Raw genomic sequence first — 19130 nt, 5'->3', positions numbered from 1 at the left:
TGCGTTCGGAATGACGTTCTTTCTCTGATTTACCTTTGCGCCTTTATTACCTTTGCCCTCTATGGCCCAACCCCGCCCGACCCGCAAGAAGAAGCTAGGCAGCTACCCGCACACGATGGTAGTGTTCAGCATCACGCTGGCGTTGCTGGTTATTGGGCTGTTCGGGCTGCTGCTGATTCATGCGCACAAGCTCTCCAACCTCGTGAAGGAGAACATCGAAATGCAGGTGTACCTGGACCGCGACCTGCCGCCCACCGAGCTGCTGCGGCTGCAGCAGGACTTCGCCCGCAAGCCCTACATAGCACAGCGCGACGGCCAGGCGCAGGTGCGGTTCCTGAGCAAGGAAGAAGGCGCCAAGCAGTTCATCGAGCAGACCGGCGAAGACTTCCAGCAGTTCCTCGGCGACAACCCGTTGCGCGACGCCTACATCCTGAAAATCAACGCCGAATATTCCGATTCGCTGCAGATGGGCCGCATTGAGCGGGAGCTGAAAGCCGAGCCGGGCGTGCACGAGGTGCAGTACGTACAGAGCCTCATCAGCTCCATCAACCAGAATGTGCGCAAGCTGAGCCTGGTGCTACTGGGCTTTGCGGTGGTGCTCACGTTCGTCGTGACGGTGCTCATCAACAACACCATCAAGCTGGCCCTCTTCTCGCAGCGCTTCCTCATCCGGAGCATGCAGCTGGTGGGCGCTACCTCGTTTTTCATTCAGCGCCCCTTCCTGAACCGGGCCACATGGCAGGGCCTCGTGAGCGGCATCCTGGCGAGCCTGCTGCTGCTGGCGCTACTGCAATACGCCTACCTGCAGGTAGCCGACCTGCGCGCCCTCCGCGACGACCGCCTGATTGGGGCGCTGCTGCTGGTGATGGTGGCGCTGGGCTGCGGCATTGGCTTTTTGAGCTCCTACCGCGCCGTGCGCAAGTACCTGGGCATGTCGCTGGATGAATTGTATTAACCATCGTAGAACGTCATTCCGAGCAACGCGAGGAATCTCGCCAGTGTAGTAACCACCAGCATCCCGGCGCTGGAGAACGAAAAGAAGATAGCCTCTGGCGAGATGCTTCGTTCTGCATAACGTGCTTTTCTAAAACGACCCTTATATGGAACCTACTTCCCCGCAAACTCCCCGCTTCGCCTTCGGGCCCCGCAACTACCGCCTGATGTTCGTGGGCCTGGCCGTGCTGGCGGCCGGCTTCATCACCATGACGCTGGACACCGCCGACTACGGCGAAGGATTCCTGGGCATCACGCTCGGCCCCATTCTGCTGGTTATCGGCTTCCTGATTGAGTTCTGGGCCATCATGGCCAAGCCCGGCGGCCCGGCCCCGGTAGCCCAGGACCCCACCACCCGCGAAACGCTGGCCCAGCAGCCTACGCCGGCCGCGCCGGCCACATACGTCGCTCCTACTTATAAGCGGTAGTAGCGCCGCAAAGCACTTGCTTTGCGCTTCGTTGAACAGCCTTTCCGGGCCAGTTCTATTTACCTCGTGCAACTAGGCGCGAAGCAGAAGCTTCGCGCTACTTTCTGCCCATGAACTACTGGTACGCCCTGATTCTGGCTATCGTCGAAGGCCTGACGGAATTTCTGCCGGTTTCCAGCACCGGGCACATGATTATTGTGGCCAACCTGCTCGGCATCGGGCAGTTGCCCTTTACCGAAACTTTCATCACCTCCATTCAGCTGGGCGCCATCCTGTCGGTGGTGGTGCTGTACTGGCGGCGGTTTCTGCAGAGCTTCGACTTTTACGTGAAGCTGCTGGTGGCCTTTCTGCCATTTGGCGTGCTGGGTTTTCTGCTGAAAGACGTGATTCAGGAGCTGCTGAAAAGCGTGACGGTAGTGGCTATATCATTGGTAGTGGGTGGCGTGATTCTGCTGTTCGTGGACCGCTGGTTTTCCGGCACCCGCAAGGCGGTTACCACGCCCAGCTTGGGCCAGGCGCTGCGCATCGGGCTGTTTCAGTGTCTGGCGCTGGTGCCCGGCGTGAGCCGCTCGGCCGCTACCATCGTGGGCGGCCTAGCCCAGGGCTTCGACCGCCGCTCGGCCGCCGACTTCTCGTTTCTGCTGGCCGTGCCGACTATGGTCGTTATTACGGCCTACCAGCTCTACAAAACCTACAAAGTCGACGCGCCCGGCGTTGAGGACCTCAAGCTGCTGCTGTTCGGCAACGTGGTGGCCTTTATCGTGGGGCTGCTGGCCGTGAAGTCGTTTGTGAATTTCGTGTCGCGCTTCGGCTTCCGGGCGTTCGGCTTCTACCGCATCATCGTGGGCGTCATCATACTGGTGATGATTGCGCTGGGCATTCCGATGCAGCTGATTTAACTCAGTATAGAGTAGCTAGTAGTGAGTACTGAGAATTCAGACGCGAGTCGGCAACCCTAAAAGCGGTGCTAGCACTCAACACCAACTTCTCAGTACCAGCCACCAAATACCAACTACTCAGTACTCAATACCAACCACTCCTTTGGAAAATCCCCGCTCATTCGACTTTGAAGCCGGCGAAGTACTGCTGATGGACAAGCCGCTCACCTGGACGTCGTTCGACGTGGTGCGCAAGGTGAAGAACACGCTGCGCATCAAGAAAATCGGGCACGCCGGCACCCTCGACCCGCTGGCCACCGGCCTGCTGATTTTGTGCACCGGCAAAAAAACCAAGGAAATCGACCTGATTCAGGCCCAAGAAAAGGAGTACACTGGCACCTTCCGCCTCGGCCAGACCACGCCCAGCTTCGACCTGGAAACGCCCGTGGACGCCGAGCTGCCCTACCAGCACCTCACCGAAGACGAAATCCGGGCGGCCACCGCGCAGTTTGTGGGGCTGATTACCCAGACGCCGCCGCTGTTTTCGGCCGTGAAGGTGAACGGCGAGCGGGCCTACGAAGTGGCCCGCCGCGGCGGCGAGGCCGACATCAAGAGCAAGCAGGTCACCATCCGCGAGTTTGAGCTCACGCGCATCGCGCTGCCCGAGGTGGACTTCCGCGTGACCTGCTCCAAAGGCACCTACATCCGCAGCCTCGCCCGCGACTTTGGCCTGGCCCTGGGCTGCGGCGCCCACCTCACCAAGCTGGTGCGCACCCGCATCGGCGAGTACCGCCTGCCGGATGCCCTGACCATGGAGGCCGTGGAAGCCCTGCGCCCGCCGCGCCTAGAAGGCGAAACCGAGCGGCCCCGCCGCCAGCGCCAGCCCCGCCCCGAGCGCCGCGCCGGCCTGGAGTTCTTCTCGGCCACTCAAACCGATACCCCGCCACCCGCCGACGCCACCACCCCCGGGCAGGCCTAGCCTCTTCATCAGCGCAAATCAGCGAGCTATGCACGTCATCCACGACCCGGCGCAATTCCCGCACCTCGGCAATGCCGTCGTGACCAGCGGCACCTTTGACGGCGTGCACATCGGGCACCAGCAGATTCTGCGGCGGCTGTGCGAAGTGGCCCGCCACAGCGCCGGCCCAGCCGTGGTTATCACCTACTGGCCCCACCCGCGGCTGGTGCTGGGGCCGCCGCCCTCCCACCCCGAGCTGCTGGAACTGCGCCTGCTCAGCACCCTGGAAGAGCGGGCCGCCAAGCTGGCCGAGTTCGGCGTCGACTACCTGCTGGTGGTGCCCTTCACCCGCGAGTTTGCGCAGTGGACGTCGGAAGAGTACATCCAGAACATTCTGCTGCGCACCGTGGGCACGCGCAAGCTGGTGATTGGCTACGACCACCGCTTCGGCAAAAACCGGGAAGGCGGCTTCGACTACCTCAGCCTGCACGCCGACCGCTACGGCATGAGCGTGGAGGAGATTCCGCGCGAAGACGTGGACGCTGTGGGCGTGAGCAGCACCCGCATCCGGCGGGCCCTGGAAAGCGGCGACGTGGCCACCGCCAACCGCTACCTCGGCTACCCCTATCCGCTGACCGGCTTGGTGGTGAAGGGCCGGCAGCTGGGCCGCACCATCGGCTGGCCCACGGCCAATATCGTGTGTGAGGAGCCGCTGAAGCTGATTCCGGCGCGCGGCGTGTACGCCGTGCTGGCCACTACGGCCGCCGGCACCCACCACCCGGCCATGCTCAACATCGGGGTGCGCCCCACCATCGGCGGCGACCTGGCCCAGACCGTGGAAGCCCACCTGCTGGACTTCGAAGGCGACCTATACGACCAGCCCCTGACCGTACAGTTTGTGGCCCGCCTCCGCGCCGAGCAGAAGTTCAACGGCCTCGACGAGCTGAAAGCCCAGCTGGCGCTGGACGCCGAAGCAGCGCAGGCGGCACTTTTATAGGTTTCTTGCAGTGTTTCGCAGTGAAAAAGCGCGGTGTTGCGCAGTGTTCTGACGCTGGAGCACTGCCCAACACCGCGCTTTTTCACTGCGAAACACTGCGAGATACTTTACCTTGCCGGCCCAAACCCCACCCAATTCCCCATGATTAATAAAGTAGTAAGCGGCCCGCAGGAAGCCCTGCAGGGCCTGACGGACGGCATGACCCTGATGCTGGGCGGCTTCGGCCTGTGCGGCATCCCCGAAAACAGCATTGAGGAAATCCTGCGCCTGGGCGTGCGCAACCTCACCTGCATCAGCAACAACGCCGGCGTCGATGATTTCGGCATCGGGCGGCTGCTGCAGACCAAGCAGGTGCGCAAGATGATTTCCAGCTACGTGGGCGAAAACGCCGAGTTTGAGCGCCAACTGCTGTCGGGCGAGCTGGAAGTGGAGCTGATTCCGCAGGGCACGCTGGCCGAGCGGTGCCGGGCCGGTGGCGCGGGCATTCCGGCCTTCTACACGCCGGCCGGTTACGGTACGGAGGTGGGCGAGGGTAAGGAAAGCCGCGAGTTCAACGGCAAGATGTACCTGCTCGAAACCGCCCTGCACGCCGATTATGCCTTCGTGAAAGCCTGGCGCGGCGACACGGCCGGCAACCTCATCTTCAAGGGTACGGCCCGCAACTTCAACCCCATGATGGCCACGGCCGGCAAAATCACGGTGGCCGAAGTGGAGGAGCTGGTGCCCGCCGGCGAGCTGGACCCCAACCAGATTCACACGCCCGGCATCTTCGTGCAGCGCATTTTCGAAGGCAAAAACTACGAAAAGCGCATCGAGCAGCGAACAGTTCGGCAGGGGTAATGAGGTGATGAAGGGAAACGTAATGAGGTGGCCAAATCCATCCTCAGCTTTCCCGAAACGTCCTTTTCAACCTCATCACTTCATCACCTTTTACCTCATTACCCCATGTTAGATAAACACGGCATTGCCCGGCGCATTGCGCAGGAAGTCCAGAACAACTCCTACGTCAACCTCGGCATCGGCATCCCGACGCTGGTGGCCAACTACATCCCGGAAGGCATCAACGTGGAGCTGCAGAGCGAAAACGGCCTGCTGGGCATGGGCCCCTTCCCCACCGAAGACCAGGTAGACCCCGACCTCATCAACGCCGGCAAGCAAACCGTCACCACCCTGCCCGGTTCCAGCATCTTCAGCTCCGCCGACTCGTTCGGAATGATTCGGGGCGAGCACGTGGACCTGACCATTCTGGGCGCCATGGAGGTTTCCGAGAACGGCGACATTGCCAACTGGAAGATTCCGGGCAAGATGGTGAAGGGCATGGGCGGGGCCATGGACCTGGTGGCCTCGGCCAAAAACATCATCGTGGCCATGCAGCACGTGGCCCGCGACGGCAGCAGCAAGCTGCTGCCCGCCTGCACCCTGCCCATCACCGGCCTGCGTTGCGTGAAGAAAATCGTAACGGAGCTGGCCGTCATCGACGTGACGCCCGACGGCTTTGTGCTGCGCGAGCGGGCCCCCGGCGTGACCGTGGAGCAGATTCAGGCCGCTACCGCCGGCAAGCTGGTCGTGCGCGGCGAAATCCCGGAAATGACTGGGGTGTGAGTTGGGATGAGGTGATGAGGTAAGAACGTCATTCCGAGCAGCGCGAGGAATCTCGCCCGCAGGCTAACCCCAAAAAAACTCTGCCGCCGGAGAAAGAGCGTCAGGCTCCCCCTCTCCACGGGAGAGGGGGTCGGGGGGTGAGGCCACGCGAGATGCTTCGGCTGCGCGTGCGTCTGCATGACGTACCATTCGCCTCATCACCCCATCACTTCATCACCTTAAAAAATCACTTCAACCGCCGAAACGCCTGCGCCATGATGCGCTCGGCGGCTTCTGCCGTGAAATGGCCGAAGTAGCGGCGCAAGTGGGACAGTGCGGCAGCGGGGCTGAGGCCGCCGGCCCGCACGGCGTCGGCGAGGTGGTCGGCCAGCTGGTCGGGGTGGCCGGTGAGGGCCGGAAACTCGTGCTGCAGCTTGTAGCTGGCCAGCACGTTTACGCGCAGCTCGGGCGAGGCGCCCGGCACCTGGGTGAGCAGGCGCTCCATCACCAGTTGCACTTCGTCCATGAACAGGGTGCGCACCAGGCCGGGCGGCGCGGGCACCAGCTGGCCGGCGGCCGCTACCAGCAGCACGGCCGCGGGCATATCGGGCTGCCAGCGGCTGGCGTCGGGCGGAGCGCACAGCCAGGCCGTGGGCGGAAACCCGGCGGGCTGAGCAAGCAGACGGCCCAGGGTCTGGAGGCGGCGTTCTTCGGGCGGAAGCATGCCCGCAAGGTACGACGGCGCGCCCGGATGCCACTCAGAACTGCGCATGCGCTATATTGAGGTTTCGCCGTATCTCCCGTCGCTATGCGCTACTGCTACTTTCTGTTACTTGCCGTGTCGGCGCTTACCGCTCAGGCCCAAACCACCACCTCCCCCACGCTCACCCGCGCCGACATGCCGGTGCCTACAGACACGCTACGCCAGAGCACGGCCGCCGTGCAGCTGCCGGCCAGCGCCCCGCCCCTGAGCCAGCGCGGCCCCAACCAGACCTGGAACTACGGCGCCCTGGTGGCTACCGCCCAAAATGTAGCGCGCTTCACCGGGGTGCCCGCCCAGCCGCTGTACCTGCTCACGTTCAACTCGCCGCTGAACCTGCCCAGCCGCGCTACGGTGGCCTCGCCGCAAAGCGTGCCGCTGCCGCCCGGCTTCACGCTGCCCATCACCGACCCGTACCAGTTCTTCAACGCCTCCGCCGCCGACTTCCGCTCGGTGGGCTACGGCGGCACGCTGGCCGGCACGGCCGTACCCGTGACGTATGCCAGCCCCGCCCAGCAGGACATACTCTACCGGTTTCCGCTCAGCTACGCCAGCGCCCCCGATTCCAGCAATTCCTTTTTCAGCATCAGCGTACCCGGCGCCGGCTACCTTAGCCAGAAGCGCAAGCGCGTGAACCGGCCCGACGCCTGGGGCACGCTCACCACGCCCTTCGGCACGTTTGCCACGGTGCGCGTCGTGACACGCCTCGAAGACCACGACAGCGTGTCGGTAGGTACTACGAGCCAGGGGTTTGATTTGCCGGTGCGGCGCGAGTACAAGTGGCTAACTCCCGGCCAGCACGTGCCGCTCCTCACCATTACCACCACCCAGGTGGGGGCGCAGGAAGTGGTGTCGGGCGTAGAATACCGCGACGTATACCGCCGCCTTGTGCTGAGCAACCGCCCGGCGCTGGCCGCCGCCGCGGTGCAGGTGTATCCCAATCCGGGCAATGCGCAGGGGCCGCTGCACCTGATGCGCACAGAGGCCGGGGCCGCCACCGTCACGGCTACCGACCTGGCCGGGCGGCAGCTGTTCCGGTATGTGCTGCCCCCGGCGGCGCTGCAAACCGAGCTACCGGCGGCGCTGTTCGGCGGCTTTCGGGGCGTGGCGGTGCTGCGGGTGCAAACGGAGGCCGGCGTGGCCGTGCGGCGCGTGGTGCGGGAGTAGCGCCCCCGCTCCGGGTGGCCGGGCAATACGTACCACTGAGCTTTTTTGCCCCCGAAGTTGTTGTGCCGCCGTACTAGCAGCAGCCGGTTCGCCGGCGCTGGTACCTTTGCGCTTTCTTCCGACTTTCATTTTGCTGAATCCATATGGCCACGAACTCCACTGGCAAAACGGGCGGTAGCCACGCCAAAAAGGGCGCTGCCGCTGCTACTGAGCGCCTCACGCCCACGGCCGTACCCGCGCACAAACTGGTACTGCGCACCCTGAAACGCTCTGATTTCAAGGTAGTCCAGGAAATCATGGACAAGGTGTACTCCAACATGGAGGGCGCCTGGTCGCAGGAGGAGTACAACAACCTGCTCAAGAAATTCCCCGAGGGCCAGATCTGCATCGAGGACAACGGGCAGGTGGTGGCGGCCGCGCTGGCCATCATCGTGCAGTACTCCGACTTCGGCGACCGGCACACCTACGCCAAAATCACGGGCCACGGCAAGTTCGACACCCACAACTCCGACGGCGACACGCTCTATGGCGTGGACGTGTTCGTGGACCCCGAGTACCGCTCGCTGCGCCTGGGCCGCCGCCTCTATGATGCCCGCAAGGAGCTGTGCGAAAACCTGAACCTGCGCGCCATGGTGGCCGGCGGCCGCATTCCCGGCTACAACCAGTACGCCGAGGAAATGACGCCTGCCAAGTACGTGGAGATGGTGCGCAACAAGGAGCTCACCGACCCCATCCTCACCTTCCAGCTCTCCAACGACTTCTACGTCCGCAAAATCATCCGCGGGTACCTGCCCTACGACTCCGAAAGCAAGGCCTACGCCACGCTGCTGGAGTGGATCAACGTGTACTACGACGAGGAATTTGACAAGCTCATCGGCAACCAGAAGAGCAACGTGCGCATCGGCATTGTACAGTGGCAGATGCGCGCCACCAAGAACCTGGAGGACTTTTTCCAGCAGATTGAGTTTTTCGTGGATACCGTATCGGGCTACAAGGCCGACTGCGTGCTGTTCCCGGAGTTCTTCAACGCGCCCATGATGGCCCTCACCAACGAGGAGTCGCCATCGGTGGCCATCCGCTCGATGGCGGCCTTCACCGAGCCCATCAAAACCAAGATGATGGAGCTGGCCGTGAGCTACAACATCAACGTCATTGCCGGCTCGATGCCGCTCTACGAAGACGGTAAGCTCTACAACGTATCGTACCTCTGCCGCCGCGACGGCACCGTGGACGAGCAGTACAAGCTGCACGTGACGCCCGACGAGGCCAGCTACTGGGGCATGCGCGGCGGCGACAAGCTGCGCTGCTTCGACACGGATTTCGGTAAAATCGGCATCCTGATCTGCTACGACGTGGAGTTTCCGGAGCTGAGCCGTATGCTGAGCGACGAGGGCATGAAAATCCTGTTCGTGCCGTTCTGGACCGATACCAAGAACGCCTACCAGCGCGTGCGCCTCTGCGCCCAGGCCCGGGCCATCGAAAACGAGTGCTACGTGGCCATTACCGGCTCGGTGGGCAACCTGCCGCGCGTAGAGAACATGGACATCCAGTACTCGCAGTCGGCCGTGTTCAGCCCCTCTGACTTCGCCTTCCCCCACGACGCCATTGTGGCCGAGGCCACGCCGAACACGGAAATGACCCTTATTGCCGACCTCGACCTGGACCTGCTGAAGGACCTGAACACCAGCGGCGCGGTGCGCAACCTGCGCGACCGGCGCAAGGATCTGTACTCGCTGAGCTGGTCGAAGAAGACCGAGCGCGACGACGAGCTGCTGGCCCAGGGCGAGGAGCGCGCCCCCAAAACCGCCAGCAAGCGCAAGGCCGTATCGGCGGGGTAAAGGCGGTATTGCTGACGTTGTTTATTGCCTGACTAAAGCGCCCTACCATCCAGGTAGGGCGCTTTTTTTGTGCCGTGGCCGCCGCCGCTATCAGTGCGCTGTGCCTTGCGCTACTTCTGTTACATTTGGCAATCCTTATACCGCTATAGCTTCTCTGCAATGAAGAATTTATTGGTCCTGCTGGGGGCCATCCTGCTGACTGGTACCACCGCGCAGGCACAGAAAAAGAAGAATAAATCGTCGGATACCACGCAGGCGGCGCTGGAGCAGGGCACGACTGGAACAGACGGCCGCCGGGTGGGCAAGTGGAATTTCTACGACGACAAGCACCAACTTGAGCTGGCGTTCGACTACGACTCCAGCCGCATCAGCTTCCTGCCCTCCGATACGGCCCGCTACGCCATGCTCAGCGGCGGCGACCAGTGGGCCCTGACGGCCATGAGCCGGCCGCCCCGCATTCTGGGCAGCAAGGAACACCGGATGATGATGCTGGCAAAGCAGATTCGCTACCCGCTGGCGGCACTCCAGCAGCAGTTGCAGGGCACCGTGGTGCTGGCCTACACCGTAGGAGCCAACGGCCTTAGCCGCGACTATACCGTGGTCAGTGGCGTGGGCGGTGGCTGCACGGAGGAAGTCTGGAAAGCAGTACAGCAGTTGCCCGACACCTGGATACCCGCCATTTATAAGGGCCAGCCGGTGGATACACGCTTTTATCTCAAGGTGACATTTGAGATTAAAAACAGCCCGTTCAATCCGGCCAATGCCCGCAAGCAGGCCGCGCTGGCGGCGGCTACTCAGCCGGACTCCGCTGCCGCGCCGGCCCGGCGCCCACCATACGTGGATGAAGTGGTCGTGACGGCCTTTGGGGTTACGCGCACGACCACTCCAATCCGTAGTCGGCCGCAGTAGCACTAGGTGCGACCTGCCTTTGAAAACGGCCCGCCAGAACCTGGCGGGCCGTTTTGCGTGGTGCAGAATTCGGGGTTGGCGCGCGGGCCTGGCGGTTTTTCGCTAAACTGCGGGCCCCTCCCCCCATAATGTACCCTTTCATTTTTCTCTTCTTATGAAACGCGTCCTCATTACTGGGGCCAACCGCGGCCTGGGCCTGGAGCTCACCCGGCAGGCACTGGAGCGCGGCGACCTGGTATTCGCTACCTGCCGCCGGCCCGAATCCGCTACCGACCTGCACGCGCTGACCGGGCATTACCCCGACCGCCTGACGGTCGTCGCCCTCGACGTTACCGACGAAGCCAGCATCCGGGCGGCCCACGCGGCCGTCGAATCGGCTACCGCTAGCCTCGATCTGCTCATCAACAACGCCGGCGTGTATCCGGGCGCGGGGCCCGAAGACCCCGAAAACCAGCGCCTGGGGCAGTTCACGGCCGATGTGGCGCTGCAGGTGCTGCGCGTGAATGCCGTGGGGCCACTGCTGGTGGCGCAGGCGTTTCTGGATTTGCTGCGCGCCGGCACCAAGCCGCGCATCCTCAGCCTGTCGTCAGGGCAGGGCTCAATTACCTGGAAAGCCGCCGGCGACCCGTACCACTACAGCGCCAGCAAAGCCACCCTGAACATGTACATGCGGGCCCTGGCCGCTGAAATCGGGCAGTACGGCGTGCTGTCGATGCTGGTGGACCCGGGCTGGGTGCGCACCGGCATGGGCGGCACCACTGCGGCCCAGGATCCGGCCGTGGCGGCCAAGGGCATCCTGCGCCTCGCCGAGCAGCTGCACGACGAGTAAAACGGCAGCTTCGTGACTTGGCAAAACAAGTTTGTGCCCTGGTAGACCGCACGCCAGCAAACTGAAGCCTGACAAGGATGACCTTTGCGAAAAGGTCATCCTTTTTGTTTTGGCGGCCCACCGCCGGCGCGCCAGCCGCGGCCGCAACGGGCCGGCGCCTCGTGGCAAAACCATTAAAAGCGCGTTAAAATCAGCCAAAGCCGTTTATCTGCCCGTAGGGAATGGAAGCAGGGGCCTATCCGTTCCTGATCTGCTTTCTTTTTTTACCCATTTTCCTTTTTTTCGTTATGCTTCAGAAAACTACTTCGCGCACTTCTTCCTGGCGCTCTGCCTTCCTGGGTTTGGCCGCACTCGGCCTTTCCGCCGGCGCCGCCCAGGCCCAAACGGCCTATGGCATAACCGCAGACCTGTTAGGGGATTATCGGCTGGTTACTTTTCAGCTGACGGCCCCCGGCACTTTCACCGCTACGGTACCGATTACTGGTATAACGACCGGCCAGCGGGTGGTGGGCATCGACACGCGCCCGAACACCGGCCAGCTGTTTGCGCTGGGCTACAACGCCGGAGCAACCACCAACAACGCGCAGCTCTACACGCTGGCCACCACTGGTGTGCTTACGCCCGTGGGCAGCCCCGTGACGCTGGCGTTGGGCACTGATTTCACGCGTATCGGCTTCGACTTCAACCCTACCGTGGACCGGATCAGGGTGACGGCCGGCAACCGCGCCAACTTCCGCCTCAACCCCGTTACGGGCGGGATTGCCGCTACTGATGGCAACCTGACCTATGCCACTGCCGACCCTAACGCAGCCCAGACGCCCGGCGTCGGCTCGTCGGCCTACACCAACTCCTACATCGGCAGCACCGCTACCACGCTCTACAATATCGACGAGGCCTTTAGCCGCCTCGTCACCCAGATTCCGCCAAACGACGGCACGCTCAACACCGTGGGGCCATTGGGGGTGAGTACCAACAGCAACCTGCAGATTGCTGATCTGGACATTTATTTCAACCCAACCACCGGGCAGAACGCTGCCTACATGTCGCTGTCTACGGCTTCGCCGACTTTCACGGTCAGCAACCAGCTGTATACCATCAACCTGGCTTCCGGCGTGGCTACGGCCGCCGGTACGCTGGGCAGCGCCACCAATGTCACGTTTATTGACCTGGCGGTGGCCATCGAACGACCTGCTTCGCTGCCAGCCATTACGGGCCAGCTGGTGTACGGCCTGGGCGGCACCAACCTGATTACGTTTGACTCGGCCAACCCCAGCCTGATCCGGGCCGCCGTTGGCATTACGGGCGTAGACGCCACCCAGACACTGGTGGGCCTCGATGTGCGGCCGGCCACCAACTCGCTGTACGCGCTGGGCTACAACGCCACGGCCCAGACGGCTACCGTGTATACCATCAATGCCGCAACGGGCGCGGCGCGGGCCATTAATGCTACGCCGGTGGCGCTGGCGCTGGGCACCGGCAGCATCGGCTTCGACTTCAACCCCACCGTCGACCGCATCCGGGTGGTGGGCGCCAACCGCGCCAACTTCCGCCTCAACCCCGTTGACGGCACCGTAGCCGCCACCGACGGCCAGCTCACCTACGCCGCCGGCGACGCGAATGCCGCCAACACGCCCTCCGTAGGGGCAGCAGCCTACACCAACAGCGTAGCCACCGCCACGGCCACTCAGTTGTTTGTGTACGACGAGGCCCGCAACGTACTGGCCCTGCAGAACCCACCAAACGAAGGCACGCTGAACACGCTGGGCACCACCGGCCTTACGGCCACCGCCGCCCGCGACGTGGACATGGATATTTACACGGCCGGCGTTACTAACACGGCTTACCTGGTGGCCAACGCCGCCACCAACGGCAACAGCACGCTGTATACCCTCAATACCAGCAACGGCGCTACTACCCCGGTAGGCACCATCGGCAACGGTAGCGCCATCCGTGACATTGCGGTGGCTGGAGCTGCCGGCGTAACGGGTGTGCGTCGGGCCGAGCTGGCCACCAATCTGGCCCTCTACCCCAACCCGGTACGCGGCATTGCCAGCGTCAGCTTTGGGCTGCCCCGCGCCGCCCGCGTCACCATGACCGTGACGGATGCGCTGGGCCGCACCGTAGACACGGTAGACGCAGGCCTGCGGAATGCTGGCCCTCAAGTGGTGAAATGGGACAGCAAAGGCCGCGCCGCCGGCACTTACTTCCTGAACCTGCGCTTCGACAACCAGCCCGCCGGCACCCGCCAGGCTGTCGTGACGGAATAGGTTTCGCCTGAAACAACAAGCCTCCGTAACGGGCATCTCGCAGTGAGATGCCCGTTGCGGAGGCTTTTTTTTGTTTGAACCTGCCGGGTTGATACCGGACGCCTACGCCTGCGCGGCGGCCAGGTGGGCGTGGTCGCGCAGGACGGTGCGCAGGAAGGCTTCGTCGGGCAGCTGGGTCTGGATGCTGGTGAGGGCCTTCACTTTGTTGGCGACTTCGTTGAGCAGCTCGTAGTTTTCGTGCTCCAGCCCTTTGTAGAGCAGCTGCCGGATGGTGGCCACGTCGTGGTCCTGGAGGGCAGCGGCCTGCGGAAATACCACCATGTAGTCGGTGTCGGTGAAGGCGGGGGCCAGCGGGCCGCCTTGCTGGCGGGGGCGGGTGCTCACCACCGATGTGCCAGCGGCCAAGTCGCCGAGACGCTGCCCGCGGCCGTTGGCCAGAATCACGACCACCGCAATCAGCCCGCTCATAATGCCGGTGTCCACGATGCGCAAAATCCAGCGCAACAGGTAGTCGCCGAAGCCGGGGCGGGTGCCGTCGAGGCGGATGACTTTGATGTGACGGGCTTTCTTGCCCAGGCTCTGGCCGTTGAAAAACAGCTCGCACAGCAGGTGGTAGAACACGGCCGGCACACCTGCCACGATAATCAGTATTGCTGCCAGAACCTTGTTGGAGCCCAACAAATCGAACAGCAGCAGCCAAAACAGCACCCAAGCCACCAAAATCAGGCCGTCGATGAGGGCGGCCACAATTCGCTCGCCCACGCTGGCGACTTCGTATTCGAGGGTGACGTTCTGGGCCGTCTGGACGCGGATGGTACTCATGAGGTAGCGGAAACCGGCCGCCGGGCCGGCCGGAATTTATAAGGCGGAACGAATAGCAGCGGGGTCAGAAAAATTGGCCATCTTCGCCCCGTCCGGAAAGCCGCAAATTACGGGTTCTGCCCACATTCCGGCCACTTCCGCGCGGCTTATTCTATCTTGGTTGCTGCTTCTTCTTTTCAACAGGTATCCGTATGCGTGAGGCCGTGTTTCTGCGGGTGAATGAGGCCAAATGGAAGCAGTATGAGCTGCAGCCGCCCGCCGGGCCCGACGAGCTGGCCGCCCGCTTCGTGGAGCTGACCGACGACCTGGCCTACGCCCAGACCTTCTACCCCACCTCCCCCACCACCCGCTACCTCAACGACCTGGCCGCCAAGCAGCACCAGGCCATCTACCAGAACAAGCCCGAAACCACCAACCGCTTCGCCCACTTCTGGCGGCAGGAGCTGCCGCTGCTGGTGGCCCGCCACCACCGCCCGCTGGCGGTTTCGCTGGTGCTGTTCACGGTGTTCACGCTGCTGGGGGCGCTGTCGGCGGCCTACGACGACACGTTTGTGCGCGTGGTGCTCGGCGACGCCTACGTCAACAAAACCCTGGAAAACATTGAGCGCGGCGACCCGATGGCCGTCTACAAGGGCATGAGCGAAACGCCCATGTTTCTGGCCATCACCGCCAACAACATCTACGTGGCCCTTACGGCCTACGCCCTGGGCGCCACGCTGGGGCTGGGCACCGTGTACGCGCTGTTCCGCAATGGCATGATGCTGGGCTCGTTTCAGTATTTTTTCTACCAGAAAGGCGTGCTGTTGCCCTCGCTGCTCACCATCTGGATCCATGGCACGCTGGAAATCTCGGCCATTGTGCTGGCCGGCGGCGCGGGCTTTGTGATGGCGCGCGGCCTGCTCTTCCCCGGCACCTACTCCCGCACTGACGCCTTTCGCCAGGCCGCCCGCGACGGCCTGAAGCTGGCCCTCGGGCTGGTGCCCATCTTCATCGTGGCCGGCTTTCTGGAAGGCTTCGTAACCCGGCACACCGGCATGCCGCTGTGGCTGAGTCTGGGCATCATCGGCTCGTCGGCGGCTTTCATTGTCTGGTACTTCATCCTGTACCCGCTGCGCCTGAAGCGCGCCGGCCAGGTGCCCGCCTGACTTTCCTTCCCTTCGTTATTAACTACTACAGTATGCAAGCAAAATTTACCCGCGAAGCCGATTTCCGCCAGGAGCGGGATTTTGGGGCCAAAATCGGGGCCACGTTTGAGTTTCTGGGAGCTCACTGGCGGCCGCTGGGCAAGTGCCTGCTCTACTTCGTACTGCCGGTGTCGCTGGTGATGGGCATCGGGCTGGGCCTGGTTATGAACAACATGTTCAACCTGATGGGCAAGATGCAGTCCAACCCGCAAGCTATGCGCGACCCGTCCGACATGTTCGGAGCCTCCTACTTTTCCGGCATGGGCCTGGTGATGATCGGCAGCATGCTCTCGTTTGTGGCCGTGATGAGCACCGTGTACAGCTACGTGCGCCTGCTGCTCACCACCGAGCCACAGGCGCCGCCGACGCCCGCGCAGGTCTGGCATCTGATGAAGCAGCGTATTGGCCGGATTCTGCTGTCGTTTGCTTTGTTCATGGGGCTGTATCTGGCATTTGTCGGCGTGTTTGTGGGGCTGATAGCGGTGCTGCAAAAAATGTCGTTTGTGCTGATGCTGGTGCTGTTTCCGGCCCTGATGTACGTGGGCGTGCCACTGATGCTGTATTTCCCGGTGTTGCTGCTGGAAGAAGGCGGCGTGCTGGCGGCCTTGCGGCGCTGCTTCGTGCTGGCCCGTGGCAAGTGGTGGTCGACGCTGGGGCTGGTTGTCGTGGCCGGGATGATTCAGGGTATGCTCACGATTCTGTTTGCGCTGCCGCAGTACGCCGTGATGTTCGGCAAAATGCTGAAGGTGCCCGTGCTGGGCTCCGATGTGGTGGGCATGGCCGCGCAGTGCCTGTACGTGGCGGGCGCCATGCTCACGTATCCGGTGCTGCTGCTGGCGTTGGCGTTTCAGTATTTCAACCTGGTGGAGCGCAAGGAAGGAGTAGGCCTGCGCAACCTGGTAGATAGCCTGGGCACCGGCCCGGCCCCGGTGGCCTACAGCCACGCCCACCGCCCCGACGACGAAGGCGAGTACTAGGCCCGCTACTCAATATCTACCCCGCTTTTCTGTCCTGTTCGTGGTTGCTGCCAACCCCTTTTCCTTGCTGATAACAGGCCGCTGCCGCCGGTGGCTGCTGGCTTTGGCGCTGGTGCTGCTTTGGGCCGGCGGGCCCGTTGTGGCCCGCACGCCGGTGCGCAACGAGGCGGCCACCCTTCAACTCCCGACCGACCGAACAGGCGCCCCCACGTTGCGCCAGCCGGTCCCGGCCCGGCTACGCGACTTCCGCAAGCAGCGCGAGTTTCAGTACGTGGAGGTGAAAAGCGAGCAAAGCGCCTGGGATTTATTCTGGGTGCGGTTTTGGCGTTGGCTGGCCGAGCTCCTGGATACCCGCTCCGGGCAGGTGGTCTGGAAATACGGCATCTACGCCGGGCTGGTGGTGGCGCTGGTATTCGTGGTGCTCAAGCTGCTGCAGATTGATTTCACCCGCGCCTTTGGCCGGGCCCCGCGCGCCGCGGCCCTGCCCTACGATGTGGAGAGCGAGGACATCCACGGTCTGCAGTTTGACGAGTTGATAACGGCCGCCGAAACAGCCGGCAACTACCGCCTGGCCGTGCGCCTGGGCTACCTGCAGGTGCTTAAGCAGCTCACCGACCAGGGCCTGATCCGGTGGCAGCCCGACAAAACCAACCACGACTACCTGTTCGAGCTGCCCCCGGGCCCGCTGCCCGACGCCTTCCGGGAGCTGACCCGGCAGTTCGACTACGTGTGGTACGGCGAGCAGGACGACCTCACGCCCGGCCACTACGCCCAGGCCCGCGCTACGCGGCTGGCCTTCCAGCAACTCCTTTCCACCGGCCGCCGCGCCGCCTGATTTCCCCCTCACCCATGACCACTTTCCGCTGGTATCTGCTGGGGTTGGCGCTGCTCTTCGGGGCCTACGTGGCCGTGGAATACTACCGCCCCAAGCCGCTCGACTGGACGCCCACCTTCCAGAACAAAGACAAGATTCCGTACGGCACCTACGTGCTCTACGACGTGCTGCCCGAGGTGATGGGCGTGGCCAAGCGCGAGGTGAAAGCCGTGCGCGTGCCCATCTACAACCAGATTGAGGGCGAAGACGAACCCACCGCAGCCGCCGAGGACACCACGGCCGAAGCAGCCGACTCCACCGAATCCTTCAGCGCAGCCGATACCATTTCCTCCGAAGACGCTACCGCCAGCACCGCCGCCACGCCCGAGCGCAGCGCCACCGAAACCGTGGAAACCGGCGACGCCGACTACATGGCGGGCCTCGCGGAATCCGGCTTTCCCAAAGCCACCTACGTGTTCGTGGACGATGAATTCACGCTCAGCAGCTCCGACTGCCGCTCCCTGCTGCGTCACGTGGCCCGCGGCAACGATGTGTTCATTGCCGCCGAGCAGTTCGACCGGCAGTTTGCCGACACGCTGGGCTTTCGCACGGCGCCCTTCGTGCAGCGGCCGCGCCTGAAGAAGGCCTCAACAGAGGAACTGCTCAACGATTCTGTGCAGCTGCAGCTCAGCAACGCCGGGCTGGCCCGCCAGACCCGCCGCCCCTACTTCCGGCTGCCAGCCCTGGGCGCCTCCTACCGCCTGCTGCCCGATAGCACCATGCGCGCCACCCAACTCGCGGCCGACACCGCCGGGCGGGCCGTGCTGGTGCGCGTGCCGCACGGCCGGGGCCACCTCTACCTGTGCACCGTGCCGCTGGCCTTCACCAACTACTTTGTGCTGCAGCCGGCCACCAGCAACTTTGCGTTTGCGGCGCTGTCGTACCTGCCCACGGGCCGGCCGGTGTGGTGGGACGAGTACCAGAAGCAGGGCCGGCTGGAGGAACAGTCGTTGCTGCGGGTGCTGCTGGCCCACGATGCCCTGCGCTGGGCGCTGTACCTGAGTTTGCTGGGCGCCTTGCTGTTTGTGGGCGTGGAAGCCCGGCGGCGGCAGCGCATCATCCCGATTCTGCGGCCGCTACCCAACACCACGCTGCTGTTTACGCGCACCGTGGCCAGCCTCTACCGCCAGGGCAACAGCCACGCGCCCATTGCCGAGAAAAAGATTCAGCTGTTTCTGGAGCATCTGCGCACCCGTTTCCACGAGCCCGGCCTCGACCTCAACGACGAAGCCGCCCGCGAGAGGCTGGCCCAGAAAACCGGTATTGCCCGCGCCGAAGTCGACGCGCTGGTGCGCCGCATCAATTTCCTGCTCACCGCCCCGCGCGTTTCCGATGCGGAGTTGCTGGCTCTCAATAAGGCCCTCAACGAGTTCAGGAAAGCCGCCGCTTAAAATTGCACTATGGGTTATAGTTGAATTTTTCCTTTTATAACTATTACAATATACCTGATATAACGCACTAAACACGCATTTTCTCTACACATAGAATAACCTCTATGACATTATCCCGCTACACCTCTTTCTCCCAATTCGCTTCTTCCTGCTTTTGACTGCCAAGATGGAAAATAATCTGACGCCTGAAAACGAATTCCCCCAGCCCCACGCCCAGCCCGCCCCGGAGCCGACTGCCGAAGCTGCCGCCGCACCGGACACCGCCGCCCCCTTCGCC

Annotated in this window: 18 protein-coding genes; 16 read left to right on the top strand and 2 right to left on the bottom strand. The window is 63.3% G+C overall.

Features of this window, described 5'->3' with window-relative positions; genetic code table 11:
- The first annotated feature begins 61 nt into the window (after positions 1–61).
- From N008_RS13385 to N008_RS13355, 7 genes are all read left to right on the top strand, one after another.
- Positions 62–955, top strand: coding sequence for a cell division protein FtsX (locus tag N008_RS13385; protein ID WP_044016671.1), 894 nt, complete (start codon positions 62–64; stop codon positions 953–955).
- A 145-nt stretch (positions 956–1100) separates the two neighbouring features.
- Positions 1101–1421, top strand: a complete 321-nt coding sequence (locus tag N008_RS13380; RefSeq protein ID WP_071884536.1) for a DUF3098 domain-containing protein — start codon at positions 1101–1103, stop codon at positions 1419–1421.
- A 110-nt stretch (positions 1422–1531) separates the two neighbouring features.
- Positions 1532–2320, top strand: coding sequence for an undecaprenyl-diphosphate phosphatase (locus N008_RS13375; protein WP_044016670.1), 789 nt, complete (start codon positions 1532–1534; stop codon positions 2318–2320).
- A 190-nt stretch (positions 2321–2510) separates the two neighbouring features.
- The gene (gene truB, locus N008_RS13370; RefSeq protein ID WP_052381877.1) at positions 2511–3278 is read left to right on the top strand and encodes a tRNA pseudouridine(55) synthase TruB; all 768 of its coding nucleotides are present in this window, start codon (positions 2511–2513) and stop codon (positions 3276–3278) included.
- Between the two features lie 28 nt (positions 3279–3306).
- Positions 3307–4254, top strand: a complete 948-nt coding sequence (locus tag N008_RS13365) for a bifunctional riboflavin kinase/FAD synthetase (protein WP_052381536.1) — start codon at positions 3307–3309, stop codon at positions 4252–4254.
- Between the two features lie 141 nt (positions 4255–4395).
- The gene (locus tag N008_RS13360; protein ID WP_044016666.1) at positions 4396–5094 is read left to right on the top strand and encodes a CoA transferase subunit A; all 699 of its coding nucleotides are present in this window, start codon (positions 4396–4398) and stop codon (positions 5092–5094) included.
- Positions 5095–5199: 105 nt separating this feature from the next.
- Entirely contained in the window at positions 5200–5856 is a 657-nt protein-coding gene (locus tag N008_RS13355) for a CoA transferase subunit B (protein WP_044016664.1), read from the top strand.
- 226 nt (positions 5857–6082) lie between these two features.
- Here N008_RS13355 and N008_RS13350 read toward each other — a convergent pair whose 3' ends face one another.
- Positions 6083–6559: a hypothetical protein gene (locus N008_RS13350; protein ID WP_044016662.1), complete on the bottom strand. Its 477-nt coding sequence runs from the start codon at positions 6557–6559 to the stop codon at positions 6083–6085.
- Between the two features lie 84 nt (positions 6560–6643).
- Between N008_RS13350 and N008_RS13345 the strand changes: the two genes are divergently transcribed.
- From N008_RS13345 to N008_RS21695, 5 genes are all read left to right on the top strand, one after another.
- Positions 6644–7762, top strand: coding sequence for a hypothetical protein (locus N008_RS13345; RefSeq protein ID WP_044016661.1), 1119 nt, complete (start codon positions 6644–6646; stop codon positions 7760–7762).
- Between the two features lie 296 nt (positions 7763–8058).
- The gene (locus N008_RS13340) at positions 8059–9600 is read left to right on the top strand and encodes a bifunctional GNAT family N-acetyltransferase/carbon-nitrogen hydrolase family protein (RefSeq protein ID WP_231569827.1); all 1542 of its coding nucleotides are present in this window, start codon (positions 8059–8061) and stop codon (positions 9598–9600) included.
- Positions 9601–9759: 159 nt separating this feature from the next.
- On the top strand, positions 9760–10509 hold the full coding sequence (locus N008_RS13335) for an energy transducer TonB (RefSeq protein ID WP_044016657.1): 750 nt from the start codon (positions 9760–9762) through the stop codon (positions 10507–10509).
- Between the two features lie 154 nt (positions 10510–10663).
- Positions 10664–11338 carry an SDR family oxidoreductase gene (locus tag N008_RS13330; protein ID WP_052381535.1) on the top strand — a complete coding sequence of 225 codons (675 nt, stop codon included), beginning with the start codon at positions 10664–10666 and terminating at the stop codon, positions 11336–11338.
- Between the two features lie 287 nt (positions 11339–11625).
- Positions 11626–13605 carry a DUF4394 domain-containing protein gene (locus N008_RS21695; RefSeq protein WP_197062856.1) on the top strand — a complete coding sequence of 660 codons (1980 nt, stop codon included), beginning with the start codon at positions 11626–11628 and terminating at the stop codon, positions 13603–13605.
- Between the two features lie 102 nt (positions 13606–13707).
- Here the strand turns inward: N008_RS21695 and N008_RS13320 are convergent, their stop codons facing one another.
- Positions 13708–14427 carry an RDD family protein gene (locus N008_RS13320; RefSeq protein WP_044016655.1) on the bottom strand — a complete coding sequence of 240 codons (720 nt, stop codon included), beginning with the start codon at positions 14425–14427 and terminating at the stop codon, positions 13708–13710.
- A gap of 191 nt (positions 14428–14618) precedes the next feature.
- On the opposite strand from N008_RS13320, the gene N008_RS13315 reads away from it, so the two are divergent.
- From N008_RS13315 to N008_RS13300, 4 genes are read left to right on the top strand one after another with little or no spacing between them, the layout of a single operon-like run.
- Positions 14619–15572, top strand: a complete 954-nt coding sequence (locus N008_RS13315; RefSeq protein ID WP_044016653.1) for a stage II sporulation protein M — start codon at positions 14619–14621, stop codon at positions 15570–15572.
- A 32-nt stretch (positions 15573–15604) separates the two neighbouring features.
- A complete protein-coding gene (locus tag N008_RS13310) occupies positions 15605–16588 on the top strand; it encodes a hypothetical protein (RefSeq protein ID WP_044016651.1) in 984 nt (327 codons plus the stop codon).
- 40 nt (positions 16589–16628) lie between these two features.
- The gene (locus N008_RS21690) at positions 16629–17423 is read left to right on the top strand and encodes a DUF4129 domain-containing protein (protein WP_052381533.1); all 795 of its coding nucleotides are present in this window, start codon (positions 16629–16631) and stop codon (positions 17421–17423) included.
- 14 nt (positions 17424–17437) lie between these two features.
- Positions 17438–18853 (top strand): DUF4350 domain-containing protein, encoded by a 1416-nt coding sequence (locus tag N008_RS13300; RefSeq protein ID WP_044016650.1) that lies wholly within the window; start codon positions 17438–17440, stop codon positions 18851–18853.
- Positions 18854–19130: the final 277 nt, after the last annotated feature.

Origin of the sequence: Hymenobacter sp. APR13, from assembly GCF_000737515.1 — a bacterium.
Lineage (GTDB): Bacteria > Bacteroidota > Bacteroidia > Cytophagales > Hymenobacteraceae > Hymenobacter.
The sequence above is the reverse complement of the archived record's forward strand: the minus strand, read 5'-3'. Positions and strand labels throughout refer to the sequence as shown.

What these genes read in the sequence shown, in the direction of transcription:
- N008_RS13360 (WP_044016666.1), top strand. Translation starts at nt 4,396, where the DNA reads ATGATTAATAAAGTAGTAAGCGGCCCGCAGGAAGCCCTGCAGGGCCTG.
- truB (WP_052381877.1), top strand. Translation starts at nt 2,511, where the DNA reads ATGGACAAGCCGCTCACCTGGACGTCGTTCGACGTGGTGCGCAAGGTG.
- N008_RS13340 (WP_231569827.1), top strand. Translation starts at nt 8,059, where the DNA reads ATGGACAAGGTGTACTCCAACATGGAGGGCGCCTGGTCGCAGGAGGAG.
- N008_RS13330 (WP_052381535.1), top strand. Translation starts at nt 10,664, where the DNA reads ATGAAACGCGTCCTCATTACTGGGGCCAACCGCGGCCTGGGCCTGGAG.
- N008_RS13355 (WP_044016664.1), top strand. Translation starts at nt 5,200, where the DNA reads ATGTTAGATAAACACGGCATTGCCCGGCGCATTGCGCAGGAAGTCCAG.
- N008_RS13300 (WP_044016650.1), top strand. Translation starts at nt 17,438, where the DNA reads ATGACCACTTTCCGCTGGTATCTGCTGGGGTTGGCGCTGCTCTTCGGG.
- N008_RS21695 (WP_197062856.1), top strand. Translation starts at nt 11,626, where the DNA reads ATGCTTCAGAAAACTACTTCGCGCACTTCTTCCTGGCGCTCTGCCTTC.
- N008_RS13375 (WP_044016670.1), top strand. Translation starts at nt 1,532, where the DNA reads ATGAACTACTGGTACGCCCTGATTCTGGCTATCGTCGAAGGCCTGACG.
- N008_RS13310 (WP_044016651.1), top strand. Translation starts at nt 15,605, where the DNA reads ATGCAAGCAAAATTTACCCGCGAAGCCGATTTCCGCCAGGAGCGGGAT.
- N008_RS13350 (WP_044016662.1), bottom strand. Translation starts at nt 6,559, where the DNA reads ATGCTTCCGCCCGAAGAACGCCGCCTCCAGACCCTGGGCCGTCTGCTT.
- N008_RS13365 (WP_052381536.1), top strand. Translation starts at nt 3,307, where the DNA reads ATGCACGTCATCCACGACCCGGCGCAATTCCCGCACCTCGGCAATGCC.
- N008_RS13345 (WP_044016661.1), top strand. Translation starts at nt 6,644, where the DNA reads ATGCGCTACTGCTACTTTCTGTTACTTGCCGTGTCGGCGCTTACCGCT.
- N008_RS13320 (WP_044016655.1), bottom strand. Translation starts at nt 14,427, where the DNA reads ATGAGTACCATCCGCGTCCAGACGGCCCAGAACGTCACCCTCGAATAC.
- N008_RS13315 (WP_044016653.1), top strand. Translation starts at nt 14,619, where the DNA reads ATGCGTGAGGCCGTGTTTCTGCGGGTGAATGAGGCCAAATGGAAGCAG.
- N008_RS13380 (WP_071884536.1), top strand. Translation starts at nt 1,101, where the DNA reads ATGGAACCTACTTCCCCGCAAACTCCCCGCTTCGCCTTCGGGCCCCGC.
- N008_RS13385 (WP_044016671.1), top strand. Translation starts at nt 62, where the DNA reads ATGGCCCAACCCCGCCCGACCCGCAAGAAGAAGCTAGGCAGCTACCCG.
- N008_RS13335 (WP_044016657.1), top strand. Translation starts at nt 9,760, where the DNA reads ATGAAGAATTTATTGGTCCTGCTGGGGGCCATCCTGCTGACTGGTACC.